We start from the raw sequence: 15087 nt of genomic DNA, 5'->3' as shown, positions 1-15087 counted from the left end.
GCCATGGAGCGTCTGGCGCGCACGCGCGGCATCCTCGGCGAGCTGATCGCCTTTCCCACCGTCTCTTCCGACAGCAATCTGGAACTGATCACCTATGCTGCCGACCTGCTTTCGAGTGCAGGTGCGACGCTGTCCTTCACGCGCGACGAGACCGGAACCAAGGCCAATCTCTTCGCGACGCTCGGACCGGCGGGCGATGGCGGCATCGTGCTGTCGGGGCACTCCGACGTCGTTCCGGTGGCGGGCCAGGAGTGGACGAGCGACCCCTTCGTCATGACCGAGCGCGACGGGCGGCTTCATGGTCGCGGCGCCTGCGACATGAAGGGTTTCATCGCCTGCGTCCTGGCGATGGCGCCGCATTTCGGATCGCTGGACCTGAAGCGCCCCCTGCACGTCGCCCTGACGCATGACGAGGAGGTGGGCTGCATGGGCGCGCGCACGCTGGTGGCCGAGATCGAGCGCATGGGCATCCGGCCGGCCGTGGCGATCATCGGTGAGCCGACCTCCATGCGCGTCATCGAGGGACACAAGGGCTGCCATGAATACACCACCGAGTTCGCCGGGCTGGAAGGCCATGGCTCCCGGCCGGAGCTCGGCGTCAACGCCGTGGAATACGCCGCGCGCTACATCGGCCGGCTGCTGGAACTCCGTGAGACGCTGGTCGGACGGGCGCCGGCGGGGAGCCGATACACGCCGCCCTGGACCACGCTGCAGGTCGGCCGTGTTTCGGGCGGCGTCGCCCACAACGTCATCGCCGGCCATTGTACGGTCGACTGGGAGATGCGGCCGGTCCAGCGCAGCGACGCCGACTTCGTCAAGGCGCAGATCGGCGCCTATGTCGAACACGACCTGAAGCCGGCCATGCGCGCCGTCTCCCCGCAGGCCGACATCGTAACGCACACCGTGGGCGAAATCGCCGGGCTTGCCGTGGCAGACGAATCCGAGGCGCGCGATATCGTCTTTGCACTGACGGGCCAGAGTGAGGCCGACGTCGTGGCTTTCGGCACCGAAGCCGGCCTTTTCCAGGCCTTGGGCCTGTCGGTTGTGGTGTGCGGACCCGGGTCGATCGAACAGGCCCACAAGCCCGATGAATATGTCGGGCTTGACCAGTTGTCGGCTTGCCTGAAAATGCTCGACGGGTTGGGCGGCATGCTGGCAAGATGATGGAAACGACACGCAGAACGGGGGAAGGCGGCGCCGAAGTCCGCGCTCCGGCGACGGACGAAGGTGCACGCGGACGCTTCGACCGCATCTACGACACCTTGCGCATGCGAATCTGCCTGCTCGAGTACCAGCCTCTCGAGCGGTTGCGCGAAGAGGACCTCGCCGCCGAGTTCAAGGTTTCGCGCACGCCGATCCGCCGGGTGCTGGTCAAGCTCGAGGCCGAAGGCCTGTTGCGCTCGGTCCATGGCGTCGGCACCATCGTGACCGACATCGACATCCACGAACTGGAACAGGTTTATCAGCTGCGCGTCGAGCTCGCCGAACTGATCGGCAAGCTTGCGCCGGTGGCGCCGGACGCGGCCAGGCTTCAGGCGTTCCGCAACGCGCTATCCCGGTGCGCGATCCTGGTGGTGAAGCCCGAACCGCGTGCGTTTTCGCGCCTCAACATGGATTTCTTTCATCTTCTGAACGGGCTGACGGCGAACGAGCCGCTGCGCGAGATTTCCGAGCAGCTCTACTACCAGACCACGCGGATCTGGCTGAAGACCGCCTCGACCTTCGATCGGTACAGCCAGGTTCTGCACGAGGAAATCGGGATCTTCCATCGCGAGGTGTCCGACATCGTGGCCGCCATCGAAATCGGCGACCTCGTGTCCGTCGGTCACATCCGGCGCGCGCACATCGCCATGAGCTTCGCCCGGCTGCGCGCCCAGTCGTCGCGACAGTCGCCGGTCGCGCGCCCCGCGACCTGAAGCGCGGCGCACCGATCCGGTCAGGCCACCTTCGACATGAAGATCGCGTTGCTCGGATCGCCCTCGTAGCAGGGGGCGAAGGCGGCGGCGCCGCCGGCCAGCTGCTTCACCGCATCGAGGATGTAGCCGACCTTGGCATCGCTCATCAGGGCGCTGAAGTTGAGCCGGCAGAAACCGGGCTTCTCCAGTTCGCGACCGGCGAGGATGTCGTCGCGGATGCGGTCCGATTCGTCGTCGCCGATGCCCAGCAGGCGATGGACATAGGGTCCGGCGCAGGCGCATCCGCCCCGCGCCTGGATGCCGAACCGATCGCTGAGGATGCGCGTGACCAGTTGATGGTGCACGTAGCCGCCCTGTCCGTCGCGGATCCGGAAGGAAAAGATGGGCAGCCGCTCCGCCGTCAGCGATCCGAGCAGTTCGAGGTTTTCGACATTCTCCCATTCCGCGATCGCGCGATCGACGTTGTCCGAATTGCGCCGCGCGATCCGGTCCACGCCGAGGGCTTCCTTCACCAGGAAGGCCAGCGCGGCGCGGATGTCGCCGATCACGTTCGGCGTCCCGGCTTCCTCCCGCGTCTCCACCTTCGCGGAATAGTCGTGCGCGGTGGGCGACACGAAACGCACCGTGCCGCCGCCGGGCCAGGTGGGGCGATCCGCCACGACGGCGTCGCGCCGGACGACGAGAACGCCCGACGCGCCGGGCCCGCCGATGAACTTGTGCGTGGACACGACGATCGCGTCGATCTCCGCGCCCGGTTCCGGGTTCATCGAGATCGGCATGTAGGCGCCGCCGCCGGCATAGTCCCAGATCATCTTCGCGCCCCCGGCCTTTGCCCGGCGCGTGATGTTGCAGACGTCGGCCATGATGCCGGTGACGTTCGAGGCGGCCGAAAAGGAGCAGACGAGCGGTCCCGCCGGAGTCGGGAGCGCGAGCGCGGCGTCGAGCGCGGACATGTCCGGGCCGCCCGACAGGCCCTCGGCGATCTCGATGATCTCGGCGCCGCTCTCGCGCCAGGCGAGGATGTTGGAATGGTGCTCGTAGGGTCCGATGATCACCCGCGCGCCCGCGCCGGACGCCACCGCCTGGGTGATCCCGAACAGGTTGACGAGACGATTGATGCCCGCCGTCGCGCCGGAACCCGCGAAAATCACGGCGTGGTCGTCGCCGGCGCTGCAGCATCGCCCGATCGCGGCGCGCGCCTCCCGCCGCAGCCTGGTGACGTAGCTGCCGCAGAACGAGGCTTCCGTGTGGCTGTTGGCATAGTAGGGCAGCACCTTTTCGAGGATGAAGCGCTCCACCTGCATGAGCGCCCGCCCCGAGGCGGCGTAGTCCGCGTAGACCAGCGGCTGGCGGCCGAAGGGACCGTCGAGCATCGCGTCCTCGCCGATCAGCCCGCCGCGAAGCGCCGCCACGACGTCGCCCGGGTCGAGATCCGTCGCAAATTGCGTCAGCAGCGGCGCATCGAGGCTGTGGGCGGCGGGCATCGGTACTTCCTCTTGAACGAAACATGTATCCGTGGTGGATCATAGTCCTTCCTGGGGCGGTGAATCTTCACCTATTCGACCCTGGAAATTGCAGGAAATCGTTCAAATGATCGCATCAGGTGCGAAAATCGATCGAATTGATCTGAACATTCTCACAGTGCTGCAGCGCGACGGCGCGATCTCGCAGCGCGACCTCGCCGAGCGCGTCGGACTGTCCCAGAACGCGTGCTGGCGGCGCCTGCAGCGCTTGCAGCAGAGCGGGATCATCAAAGGCGTGGGCAGCTCGATCGACCTGGCCGCGCTGGGGCTGGACCTGACGGTGTTCGTGATGATCCGCACCCGTCATCATTCGAAGGACTGGTCGGTTGCGTTCCGCGCCCATGTCGAGCGGCTGCCGGAGGTGATCGACTTCTACCGGATCGGCGGTGACTGGGACTACCTGATCAAGGTCGTGACGCGCGGCATGTCGGGATACGACGCCTTCTACCAGAAACTGACGACGGATTTCGAGCTTGCGACCGTCACGGGCTTCTTTTCCATGGAAGCGATGGTGCAGAACCGCCCGGTCGACCTGACGAGGATCTGACGCGCGAGTCGATCAGGCCCCGGCGCGCACGATCCGCGCCGCCGAGCCTTGCGCCTTGAGGGCGAGCCTGGTCACCGTCAGGGCGTGGCCGTCGGGCATGGCCGTCGCCGTTCGGTCGCGGACGTCGGCGAGGAAATTGCGGAAATAGGTCAGCGGCTCATGCCCGGCGTCGATGTGCCGGGTGCCGCTGGCATTCGCCAGGAAGAGGTGGTCGCCGCCCGGTCGCCCGGCGATGTCGATATACTTGCGCAGCTCGATATAGCCGTCCGTGCCGAGGATCACGAGACGCCCGTCACCCCAGGCGTCCAGCCCGTCGGGGGTGAACCAGTCGACCCGGATGAAGCCGGAGGCCGACGCGGAGCGCAGCAGGATCTCGCCATAATCCTCGAAATCGGGAATGTCGGGCAGCGCGTGGTTGGCGACCGCGCTGGAAACGATCTCGGCGTCGCGCGCGCCGGTGTAGAACAGGAACTGGTCGATCTGGTGCGAGGCGATGTCGACGAGGATGCCGCCATGGGCGGCGCGCTCGAAGAACCAGGCCGGCCGGATCGCCCGGTTGAGCCGGTGGGGGCCAAGCCCGACGGTCTGCACCACGCGTCCGATCTCGCCCGTCGCGACGAGGCGGCTCGCGGCCTCGCAGGCGCGAACGACGAAGCGCTCCGAAAAGCAGATCGAGAAGATCCGCCCGGTCTCGGTGGCAACCTGCTCGATCGCCTCGACCTGGTCGAGCGTCGTGGCGCCCGGCTTGTCGACCATCACGTCCTTTCCCGCGCGCATGGCGCGGATCGCGATTTCGGGGCGGTCGCGCGGGATCGCGGCGCTGACGACGACGTCGATCGACGGGTCGTCGAACAGCGCGTCGCGGGACACCGGTGCGAGATCGGGAAAGCGTTCGCGAAAACCGTCCAGCACGCGTGGGTCGCTGGTCAGCGGGCAGTAGCCGGCGCAGACCGCGCCCTGCGCGATCAGCTCGCCGACCATGTGGAAGATGTGGCGATGGTCGAGGCCGATCGCCGCGAAGCGGAGCGTGTACGTCATGGCTCGACCGCCACGCGCCTGTCGCTCGATCCCGCCGCAATCAGCGCGTCGATCAGACGGTGAACCTTCAGCGCCTCCTCGCCGGTGACACGCGGCTCGCGCCCGGTGCGGATCGCCTCGACGAAATCGGCCATGACGGCGCGGTGGTAATCGTGCGGGAACGCCATCGGGTCGGCGCCGGTGCCGCCCGCGCTGTCGTCGGGCGCGACGTCGATGCGGCGGCCATCCTGGAACTGCACCGTCAGCGACGTGCCGGCCAGCACCGCCGTGCCCTTCTCGCAGGTCAGCTCGATGCGCTCGGGAAAGCCCGGATAGGCGGCGGTGGTGGCGTCGATCGTGCCGAAGGCGCCGTTGGCGAAGCGCACGGCGGCGCAGACCATGTCCTCGGTCTCCATCCGGTGCACGGGCGTGGTGGTGGCGAAGCCCGCCACTTCGGTGATCGGTCCGGCCAGGCTCAGCATCAGGTCGAGCGTGTGGATGCCTTGCGAGATCAGCACGCCGCCGCCGTCGCGCGCAAACGAACCGCGGCCGGGCTCGTCATAATAGCCCTGCGGGCGCCACAGGCGGATGACGGTGGAGCAGCCGACGATCGCGCCGAGTTCGCCGGTGGCCAGCAGCTCTGCGAGTGTCTGGCCGGCCGGGCGGAAACGATGCTGCAGAACCACCCCGAGCGTCACGCCGGCCGCGCGGCAGCCTTCGACCAGTTCGACCGCCCGCGCGGTGGTGATGTCGAGCGGCTTTTCCATCAGGACGTGCTTGCCCGCCGCCGCGCATTTCAGCGCGATGTCGCGGTGCGTGTTGGCCGGCGTGAAGACGGCGACCGCCTCCACCCGGTCGTCGCCCAGAATGGTGTCGAGACGGTCGCAGGTCGGGAAGGGGAAGCGTTCCGCGAAGGACGTCCGGCGTTCCGCGCTCGGGCTGAAGGCATGGACGACCTCGACCGTGTCGGCGAGATCGACGAGACCCCGGGCGTGCGGCGTGACGGCCATGCCGAGACCGATGATGGCGATGCGTGTCTTCATTCGAGAAATCCGTGTTCGTCGGTCAGGGGCCGAACCAGCGCAGCGGCCCGAGGCTGAGGGCGGGAACGTAGGTGATCAGGAGAAGCACGACCAGCAGCGCGCCGAGGAAGGGCAGCACCGCTCTGAAGACGGCGCCGATGTCGGCCTGTCCCACCCGCGAGGTGATGAAGACCAGCATGCCGAGCGGCGGCGTCAGCGCGCCGATGACGAGATTGAAGACCAGAACGATGCCGAACTGCACCGGATCGTATCCGGCCGCCACGATCATCGGCACGAGGATCGGCACCAGGATCACGAGCGCGGCGATCATTTCCATGAACAGCCCGATCACCAGCAGGAACAGGTTGATGAGCAGCAGCAGCACGTAGGGGTTCTCGCTCAGCGCGCCGAGCGCGGCGGCGATCTTCTGCGGCGCCTGCTCGAAGGTGAGGATCCAGGCGAAGGGCGCGGCGGCGGCGATGATGATGGCGACCGCCACCGTGTCGAACGTCGCCTCGCGCACGGCGGCGATGAAGCTGCGCGCCGTCAGCTGCCGGTAGATCAGCGCCCCGGTGAAGATGGCGAAGGCGAAGGCCATCGCGCCCGCCTCGGTGGCGGTGAACACGCCGAAGCGCACGCCGCCGACGATCACCAGCGGCAGCAGCAGGGCGGGCACGGCATGGCCGAGCGCCATGAAGCGCTGGCGTCCGGTCGAGCGGGGAATGTCGGCGCCATAGCCCTTCTGGCGCGAGACGAGATAGACCACGATCGACAGCGCCGCCGCCGCCATCAGGCCGGGGATGATGGTGGCCACGAACAGCGCGCCGACCGAAACGGAGGCCAGCGCGGCGTAGATGATGAGCCCGAGGCTTGGCGGAATGAGGTTGGCCAGCGTCGAGGCGGCGCTGGTCAGCGCGCAGGAGAAGGCGCGGGCATAGCCTCTGCGTTCCATCTCCGGAACCAGCAGCTTGGCGATCGCCGAGGCATCGGCCGAGGACGAGCCCGACACGCCGGCCAGCAGCGTGTTGGTGACGACGTTGGCCTGGCCGAGCCCGCCGCGCAGGTGGCCGACGAGATGCGTGGCGAGGTCGACCAGCCGGGCGGTGATGCCGCCGGCGTTCATCACCGCCGCCGCCATGATGAAGAAGGGGATGGCGAGCAGCGTGAACGAGTTCAGCGCCGAGGCGAGGTTCTGCGACACGATCAGCAGCATCGTCCCGCCGAGCGGCGAAAAGGCCGCGAAGGCGCCGAAGACCAGTGCGAAGGCCACCGGAACCTCGAGCAGGATGAGCGCCAGCCCGACGAGCATGAGCACGGCCGCGCTGCTGCTTTCGCCATAGAGCAGCGGCGCGGCATGGCGGACGGCGAGATAGAGCAGGCCTCCCGCGACGACCGTCGCGAGGCCGAGCCAGGGCGGACCGGCGCGCCGCAGCACGTAGAACAGGTTGAGGATGCCGCCCACCGGCACCGCGAGGAACAGATAGCGGATCGGCCACTGCATGGCCGGCGAAACGGCCATGGTGCGCGTCATGTAGTCGTAGCCGTGGATGACCAGCATGATCGAGGCGGCCGAGACGACGGTGGCCGTGAAGAACGAATGCCAGGCCTTGGCCCGCGCCGGCAGGAAGCGCGACAGGAGATCGATCGCGATATGGCCGTTGCGGCCGACGAGCACGGCCGTGCCGAGGAACACGCCCCAGGAAAACGCCCAGAGCGCAACCTCCTCCGGCCAGGGAAGCGCGGATTCCAGCACGTATCGGTAGAACACCTGCAGGCTGGCGATGCAGGCCGAGGCCAGCATCGCCAGGACGGCCGCAGCTTCGAGGGCCGCGTCGAAGACGGCGAGGGCGCGCTGCGCCGCGCCTGTCGGCGCGGCGGCTTGGTCTTGCGAAACCAACTGGACGGCTCCTACCCTTCGTCGGCCCTGGCTGCCTGCGTTCAGCCGAGGGCGCGGATCTTGTCGATCATCGCCTGCGTTTCAGGGCTCTTCGATCCGAAGTCGGCAAACAGCGGCTCGGTCAGCTTGGCCCATTCGGCGCGCTGCTCGTCCGACAGCGTGTTCACCTGCACGCCGAGACCCTTCAGCTCTTCCAGCGCCTTCTGCGTGTTGGCGCGGTTGATCTGGCGCTGTTCGGCGAAGTGTTCCTTGGCCGACGTGCGCACCAGTTCCTGAAGATCGGCGGGCATGGAGTCCAGCCAGGCGGCGTTGACGCGCACGGCCTTGGGCAGGAACCAGTGATACGTCATGGTCAGGTTCTTCGCCTGCTCGTGCCACTTGAAGCCGATGATCGAGTAGAGATCGGAATCCAGCCCGTCGATGATGCCGGTCGACAGCGCCGAATACTGCTCCGTGTAGGGAAGCGGCGTGGGGTTGGCGTCGAGCAGCTTCCAGAAGTCGACCCAGATGCGCAGTTCGGGAACGCGGATCTTCAGCCCCTTGAGCGTGGCGAGGTCGGTCACCGGTGATTTCGACAGGACATGGCGGAAGCCGGTTTCGCCATAGGCCACGAACTCGACGCCGGTCTTGGCGCGGGCGATCTGCGAGGCTTCCTCGCCAAGCGGTCCCTGCAGGACGGCGTCGACATGGGCTTCGTCCTTGTAGATGAAGCCGGGCGCCCCGCCGAAGGCGGCGATTTCCGGCGCGATCGCTTCCTCGGAATCCGGGCCGGCGGTCGTCACCTGGATGGTGCCGATGCGGCTGCCTTCCAGCAGTTCGCCGAGCTTGCCGAGCTGTCCGGCCGGAAAATGCTGCGCCTCGATGCGGCCTTCGCTCTTCTCGTTGAGCGTCTTGGTCCAGGCCTCGAAGGCATTGGTCAGGGGCGACCCGATCGCCTCTGTGTGGGCAATCTTGGCCACGAATTTCTGCTGCGCGCGCGCACTGGTCAGCACCGCCGGCATGGCGAGTGCGGCTGCGCCCGTCGCCACGAAGGTGCGACGGGTCAAGTGAAAGCCCGATCCTTGTCTGCGTGTCATGTTTTTCCTCCCATCGGCGCCGGACCCGTTGCGGTATGGCACCATACCGGTATGATACAGTCTCGCCATCCGATGACAAGGCTTCGTTTGCGATGCCAGCCGGCCTCCGCCAGACCGACCCACTCGCCCCGCAACTGATCGCGGCCCTGCGCCAGAGCATCGCCGACCTGCGGCTGCGTCCGGGGGAAGCGCTCTCGGAAAAGGATATTGCCCTGCGCTTCGGTGTCAGCCGCCAGCCGGTGCGGGAGGCCTTCATCAAGCTGTCGGAAGCGGGTCTGGTCGAGATCAGGCCCAGCCGCGGAACCTTCGTCATGAAGATTTCGGTGCGCGCCGTGGCGAACGCCCGCTTCGTGCGCGAGGCGATCGAGGCCGACATCGCCCGTCATGCGGGGTCCCTGGCCAACGCCGGCCAGATCGAGGCCTTGCGCGACAACATCGCCGACCAGGAGCGGGCGGCGGCGGCCGACGACTATTGGCGCTTCAACGAATGCGACGAGGCCTTTCACCGCGCCATCGCCGACATCGTCGACTGCGACTATGCCTGGCGCGTCGTGGAAGGCGCGCGCATCCAGACGGACCGCATCCGCTATCTCAGCCTGTCCAACGCGTCGCCCATGCCGCTTCTCATCAGCCAGCACCGGGACATCGTCGACCGGCTCGAGGCGCAGGATCCGCAGGGTGCCGAGAGGTCGATGCGGCGGCACCTGCGCGAAATCCTGATCGCCTTGCCGCACATCGCCGCCGCGCATCCCGAGCTCTTTTCCGATACCGTCCTGCCCGAGCACTCTCACGCCCTCGTGCCGACCGACGCCTGACGCAAGCCAGCGGGAGCCGACCTTGCCGGACTACAGCTTCGAGCCCGAGGACATCGACCTGCCGAAAGGCGCCTGGGCACGCACCCACCGCCGACGTCTGTTCCTGGATGGCCGACCGGTGCTGGCGCTGACGCAGGGCCAGCATCGCGCCTATGTCTTCCCGCTCTACACCCCGGCCGGCTTCCTGGTCACGGCCGAGCGGCCGGCCGACCATCCCCATCACGCATCGCTGTGGATCGGCGCCGACCACGTCGACACGCTGGTGCCGGCCGTCGGCGGGACGGTCGAGGACTACACCTACAATTTCTACGTCGACGAGGTCTTCCAGGGTCGTGCGCCGGGCCGCATCCTCGAGACGTCGGTCTCCGGCACGGCGTCCGGCGACGGACGGTTCGAGATTCGCCAGCGGCTCGACTGGCGGGGCCCGCCGGAATGGGGCGCCGACGATGGCCGCCTCGTCGCCACCGAAGAGCGCCGCTTCGTCGTCTCCACCAGCGCGCGCCGGCACCGGATCGATGTGACGTCCACCTTCACGCCCGCCGCCTGTCCCGTTCGGCTGGGTCCGACGCGGCATGCCTGGTTCAACGTCCGGGTGGCCGACAGCCTGATCGCGGCCAATGGCGGCAGGCTGCGCGACGACAGGGGCCGCGAGGGCGGCGCGGCCATCTGCGGCGAAGGCGCGACCTGGGTGGACTTCACCGGTCCTGTCGGCGGCGGCCGCGAGGCCGGTGTCTCGGTGGTGCCGCATCCGGTAGACAGCCGGAAGCCGTTCTGGTTCGCCGCCGACTGGGGTGTCGTCTCGGTCGGGCATTTTCGTTCGGCGCCACTTCTGCTCGACCAGGGTCGAACCTACCAGTCGCGCTACACCGTCCTCGTGCATGACGGCGAGGCGGACCAGGACGAGAACGACGCCATCGCCAGGGAGACATCGTGACATGCTGATCGTACGGTTCGAAAGGGATGGGCGTCGGGCCTATGGCGATCTCGACGGAGACGTCGTCCACGAGTTCGAAGGTGCTCCCTTCGGTGTGGTGCACCGCACGGGCAAGGCGTGGCCGCTCGCGCAGCTTCGCCTGCTGGCGCCCGTGGAAGCGCCGCGCGTCTTCGGCGTCGGGCTGAACTATGTCGCCCACATCGCCGAATCGGGATCGGCCACGCCGACGACGCCGCTGCTGTTCATGAAGCCATCGACGGCGGTGATCGGACCAGGCGATCCGATCGTCTACCCGCGCGAGGCCGGGCTGGTGCATTTCGAGGCGGAGCTTGCGGTGGTGATCGGCCGCGGCGGTCGACGCATCGCGCCGGCCGACGCGCTCGACCATGTGCTCGGCTACACGCTCGCCAACGACGTCAGCGAACGCATCATCCAGAAGACGGAAATGGATCAGGGCGCGCTGCTCGTGGGCAAGGGCTATGATGGTTTCTGTCCGCTCGGCCCGGTCATCGCCACCGGGCTCGACCCGGCCGACATCCGCATCGGCGCCCGCGTCAACGGCGCAGAGCGCCAGTCGAGCTCGACCGCCGACCTGCTCTTTTCCGTGCGCGACCTCGTGGCCTATCTCAGCGGCGCCATGACGCTGCTGCCGGGCGACGTCATCATCACCGGTACGCCGTCGGGCGTCGGTCCCATCGTGCCCGGCGATGTCGTGGAGATCTTCGGCGACGGGATCGGCGTGCTGTCGAACCCGGTTGTGGCCGAACCCGCGTGATCGCGGGCCGGATGGGCGCAGAACCTACTCGCTCATGGCGCGCAGCGTGTCCCACTTCAGGATGCGCACGCGACGCAGGCTCGGCAGCCGCACGATGCCCTTGTCCTTCATGCGCGAGAAGACGCGCGAGACGGTCTCGATGGTGAGGCCGAGATAGTCGGCGACGTCGCCACGCGACATCGGCAGGTCGAATTCTTCGAGGTCGCCCTGGCGGGCGGCCATGTCGAGCAGGAACGCGGCCACGCGCTCGGCGGCCTGCTGGCGGCCGAGCACCAGGAGATGCTCCTGCGCCTTGACCAGCCCCTGCAGCACCAGCGGCAGCAGTTCGCGCGACCGGTCGGCGCCGTGGCCGGCGCGAATGACGCGAATGCCCGTCGCACCGATGGCCTCGGCGAAGAAATGATGGGTGCCGCCGGCCTCGAAACCGAACACTTCGCCGGCGAGGTGGAACGACGAGATCTGGCGGCGTCCGTCGGCCAGAAGCCGGTAGACGCGCACGGCGCCGAATTCGATGAGGTAGAGGTCGCCGGCCTTCTCGCCCTGGGCGTAGATTTCGGAGCCGGCAGCGAAGAGCGTGGCGGGTTGCCCCGCGCAGCCGTCGAACAGCGAATCGATCCGGATGTCCGAGGGCGTTCCGAGGATCGCGGCACTGCGGAATTCGCGGGAATGGATGGTCATGGCTTCCTCCGACGCTGTTCGTTCTGTCGGTGCAAGCTCGCCTATTTTTCCGGTCGCTTGTATTCGTTCATGTCCCTACGGGGTTCTACGTAGCCGGTTCCGCAGTCTTGGCCCCCACCTTCGGCAGGATCGCCTCCACCAGCGCGGGCCCGAGCAGCGGCTTGCGGAGCAGCTTGAACGGCACGACGCTGTCCAGCGTCGCGGTCCTGTCCACCAGGACGACGACCGGCCGCTCGTCGCCGGCGATCCGCGCAAACTCGATCAGGTTGCGCTGGCGCGCATCCACCGCGTCCTCGTCGACCACGGCGCAATCGAAGCCGTTGAACTTGTGCGAGGCGAAGACCGTCGGGAAGCCCGCATGCGATTCGATTTCGTAGCCTTCGGCCTCGACCGTGAACTCGATCGAGCGACGAAGCTCGTCGTTCGGGACCACGACCAGAACCTTGCGGCCATGCTTCACGTAAACAGCCTCCAACGCGCCGCCAGCGGCCGCGCACAGGGCGGCCGGTCGACCTCGGATAGAGATGGAAGGGGATCGGCGCATTGCTCCAGGTCAAAAATGGCGCGCCGTGCTGGAGATCGGCCTATTTGGGAACGATCCCTGCCGCAAGCGCCATGCGCACCAGCTCCGGCAGGCTCCGGGCATCCATCTTGGCCATGACGTTGGCCCGATGAACCTCGACCGTTCGCGGGCTGATGTTCAGGTCGTAGGCGATGGTCTTGTTGGCATGGCCGGCCACCACGGCGGCCAGCACCTCGCGCTCGCGGTCGGTGAGCTGTTCGAGCCGCCGGAGAATGTCGGTGGAATCCTGCGTCGCGGCCTGGCGATCGAGTTCCGCCGCCGCGCGGGTGATCGCGGCGATCAAGACCTCGTCCTCGAAGGGCTTCTCGATGAAGTCGAGCGCACCGGCCTTCATGGCCTCCACCGCCATCGGCACGTCGCCATGGCCGGTGATGACGATCGAGGGAACCGACACCGCCATGTCGCGCAGGCGCCGGATCAGATCGACGCCGTTGATCTCGGGCATGCGCAGATCGGTCACCAGGCAGGCATTGCGCAGTCCCGGCGCGGCGGCCAGGAAAGCGGCCGCGGACTCGTGCATGCGGACCGGAAATCCGGCGATGGTCAGCATGAAGGCCAGCGATTTCCTGACCGGTTCCTCGTCGTCCACGATGTGAACGACATACTCACCTGTTTCCATTGCTCGTCTCGCTCTCGATCGCGGGCAGGGTGAACCGGAAGAGCGCCCCGCCCTGGTCCGCGCGTTGCGCCTCCATGGTGCCGCCGTGGGATTCGATGATCCGCTTCGATATGGACAGGCCAATGCCCATTCCGCCGGCCTTTGACGTGACGAAAGGCTGGAACAGGCGGGCCGCCACCTCGTCGGAAATGCCGGGGCCGGTATCCGACACCTCCACCGCCACCATGCCGTCGCCGTGCGGCGTCGTGCGAATGGTGAGTTCGCGGCGCTCGCTGTCGCTCATCGCCTCCATGGCGTTGCGCATGAGGTTGATCAGCACCTGCTGGATCTGGACGCGGTCGGCGAGCACGAGCTCGGCCCCCGGCCGGAAGTCGAACACCGAGCGCACGCCGCGCTCGCGCGAACCCACCAGCGCCAGCGCGCCGGCCTCCTCCACCATCCGGCGAATGTCTTCGGCCTGCTTGTCGGTCTCGCCGCGCATCACGAATTCGCGCAGATGGCGAATGATCTGGCCCGCCCTCAGCGACTGGCGCGAGATTTCCTCCAGCGCCTCGCGCACCCGCATCGACGGTCCGTCCTCTGCGCCGCGCAAAAGGCGCGTGCAGCCTTGCGCGTAATTGGCGATCGCCGACAGCGGCTGGTTCAGCTCGTGCGCCAGCGTCGATGCCATCTCGCCCAGTTCGTTGAGCCGCGCCAGCCGCGCCAGTTCGCCTTGCACCTCCTGCAGGCGAGCGGCCGATTCCTCACGCTCCGTCAGGTCGCGCACGAAGCCGGTGAAGTATAGCCGGTCGCCGCTCTTCATTTCGCCGACGGCGAGCTTCATGGGAAAGGTCGAACCGTCCTTGCGCCGGCCCACCACCACGCGATCGGTGCCGATGATGCGCTTTTCGCCCGTCGCCATGTAGCGCTGCATGTAGCCGTCATGCTGCGCCTGGTAGGGCTCAGGCATCAGGATGCGCACGTTGCGGCCGATCACCTCGTCCGCCGCATAGCCGAACTGGCGCACGGCGGCCGTGTTGAAGGACACGATCGTGCCCTTTCGGTCGATGACGATGGTGGCGTCGAGCACCGTGTTCAGGATCGAGGCGAGATGCGCCTCCCGCTCCTTCAGGATTTCGCCGGTCCGCTCGGCGGCGAAACGCGACCGGTTGATGATCTCGCCCATCGCGATCGTCAGCACGCCGGTCAGCGTGTAGAGCAGCATTTCCACGGACGGGACGGCCTCGCCCGGCTGAAGCTCGTGGATGTACCAGGCGCCCGCGAGCGAAAGCCCGAACGCGAACGCGGCCGCTCCGAGCCCGCAGAAGCCGGAGACGATCAGGATCGCCGGCAGGAACGGCGCGAACACCGCATGGCCGTCGAGCGAATCGTCGAGCGCGAGGCGGGCGGTGAAGGCGATCGCGACGACCAGGAGCGCGATGCCGTAGCCGCGAAAACCCGCGCATCGATACGCCAGCGATCTGCTCAGCAGCCGATTCTCGTCCCGGGCGATGGGATGGATGTCCATGGTCGTCAGTCTGTTGCATGTCGCGCCCGCGGCTGGCCCGAAGGCCGGGCACAATACGGGATCGACTCCATCACAAGGCTCGTCTCGGCGTCGTTGGACATGACGGCGCGGTCATGAACCGGCATCGGCCCATATCGCAGGATAGGCTTCGTCCGGTCAACACGCGAAGCGCCGGAGA

The 15087-nt window shown here is 67.5% G+C and carries 15 protein-coding genes; 6 read left to right on the top strand and 9 right to left on the bottom strand.

The window, feature by feature from the left end; translation table 11 throughout:
• Positions 1-3: 3 nt before the first annotated feature.
• Positions 4-1164, top strand: a complete 1161-nt coding sequence (argE, locus tag EJC49_RS01875) for an acetylornithine deacetylase (RefSeq protein WP_126697762.1) — start codon at positions 4-6, stop codon at positions 1162-1164.
• On the top strand, positions 1161-1916 hold the full coding sequence (locus EJC49_RS01870; RefSeq protein WP_245453224.1) for a GntR family transcriptional regulator: 756 nt from the start codon (positions 1161-1163) through the stop codon (positions 1914-1916). Before argE ends, EJC49_RS01870 begins: the two co-directional genes overlap by 4 nt.
• 20 nt (positions 1917-1936) lie before the next feature.
• Here the strand turns inward: EJC49_RS01870 and EJC49_RS01865 are convergent, their stop codons facing one another.
• Positions 1937-3400 (bottom strand): aminotransferase class V-fold PLP-dependent enzyme, encoded by a 1464-nt coding sequence (locus EJC49_RS01865; protein WP_126697761.1) that lies wholly within the window; start codon positions 3398-3400, stop codon positions 1937-1939.
• Positions 3401-3506: 106 nt separating this feature from the next.
• On the opposite strand from EJC49_RS01865, the gene EJC49_RS01860 reads away from it, so the two are divergent.
• Positions 3507-3986, top strand: a complete 480-nt coding sequence (locus EJC49_RS01860) for an Lrp/AsnC family transcriptional regulator (RefSeq protein WP_126697760.1) — start codon at positions 3507-3509, stop codon at positions 3984-3986.
• Positions 3987-3998: 12 nt separating this feature from the next.
• Here EJC49_RS01860 and EJC49_RS01855 read toward each other — a convergent pair whose 3' ends face one another.
• From EJC49_RS01855 to EJC49_RS01840, 4 genes are read right to left on the bottom strand one after another with little or no spacing between them, the layout of a single operon-like run.
• Entirely contained in the window at positions 3999-5024 is a 1026-nt protein-coding gene (locus EJC49_RS01855; protein ID WP_126697759.1) for a Gfo/Idh/MocA family protein, read from the bottom strand.
• Positions 5021-6046 (bottom strand): Gfo/Idh/MocA family protein, encoded by a 1026-nt coding sequence (locus EJC49_RS01850; RefSeq protein WP_126697758.1) that lies wholly within the window; start codon positions 6044-6046, stop codon positions 5021-5023. The genes EJC49_RS01855 and EJC49_RS01850 overlap by 4 nt, the downstream gene beginning before the upstream one ends.
• 22 nt (positions 6047-6068) lie before the next feature.
• On the bottom strand, positions 6069-7922 hold the full coding sequence (locus tag EJC49_RS01845) for a TRAP transporter large permease (protein ID WP_245453223.1): 1854 nt from the start codon (positions 7920-7922) through the stop codon (positions 6069-6071).
• Between the two features lie 41 nt (positions 7923-7963).
• Positions 7964-8998 (bottom strand): TRAP transporter substrate-binding protein, encoded by a 1035-nt coding sequence (locus EJC49_RS01840; RefSeq protein ID WP_126697757.1) that lies wholly within the window; start codon positions 8996-8998, stop codon positions 7964-7966.
• A gap of 92 nt (positions 8999-9090) precedes the next feature.
• On the opposite strand from EJC49_RS01840, the gene EJC49_RS01835 reads away from it, so the two are divergent.
• Genes EJC49_RS01835 through EJC49_RS01825 form a run of 3 tightly spaced genes read left to right on the top strand, consistent with a single transcriptional unit; the run spans position 9091 to position 11522 of the window.
• A complete protein-coding gene (locus EJC49_RS01835) occupies positions 9091-9813 on the top strand; it encodes a GntR family transcriptional regulator (RefSeq protein ID WP_126697756.1) in 723 nt (240 codons plus the stop codon).
• Positions 9814-9835: 22 nt separating this feature from the next.
• Positions 9836-10747 carry a DUF6807 domain-containing protein gene (locus EJC49_RS01830; protein ID WP_170314567.1) on the top strand — a complete coding sequence of 304 codons (912 nt, stop codon included), beginning with the start codon at positions 9836-9838 and terminating at the stop codon, positions 10745-10747.
• A 1-nt stretch (position 10748) separates the two neighbouring features.
• Complete coding sequence (locus tag EJC49_RS01825; protein ID WP_126697754.1) at positions 10749-11522, top strand: fumarylacetoacetate hydrolase family protein; 774 nt, start codon at positions 10749-10751, stop codon at positions 11520-11522.
• Positions 11523-11546: 24 nt separating this feature from the next.
• Here the strand turns inward: EJC49_RS01825 and EJC49_RS01820 are convergent, their stop codons facing one another.
• From EJC49_RS01820 to EJC49_RS01805, 4 genes are all read right to left on the bottom strand, one after another.
• Positions 11547-12200 (bottom strand): helix-turn-helix domain-containing protein, encoded by a 654-nt coding sequence (locus EJC49_RS01820; RefSeq protein ID WP_126697753.1) that lies wholly within the window; start codon positions 12198-12200, stop codon positions 11547-11549.
• Positions 12201-12285: 85 nt separating this feature from the next.
• Entirely contained in the window at positions 12286-12660 is a 375-nt protein-coding gene (locus EJC49_RS25525) for a hypothetical protein (RefSeq protein ID WP_170314566.1), read from the bottom strand.
• A gap of 124 nt (positions 12661-12784) precedes the next feature.
• A complete protein-coding gene (gene fixJ / locus EJC49_RS01810; protein ID WP_126697751.1) occupies positions 12785-13402 on the bottom strand; it encodes a response regulator FixJ in 618 nt (205 codons plus the stop codon).
• A complete protein-coding gene (locus EJC49_RS01805) occupies positions 13389-14909 on the bottom strand; it encodes a PAS domain-containing sensor histidine kinase (RefSeq protein ID WP_126697750.1) in 1521 nt (506 codons plus the stop codon). The genes fixJ and EJC49_RS01805 overlap by 14 nt, the downstream gene beginning before the upstream one ends.
• Between the last annotated feature and the right edge of the window lie 178 nt (positions 14910-15087).

It is taken from the genome of Aquibium carbonis, from assembly GCF_003970795.1.
Classification (GTDB): Bacteria; Pseudomonadota; Alphaproteobacteria; order Rhizobiales; family Rhizobiaceae; genus Aquibium; species Aquibium carbonis.
This window is presented reverse-complemented; position numbering and strand designations above follow the sequence as displayed.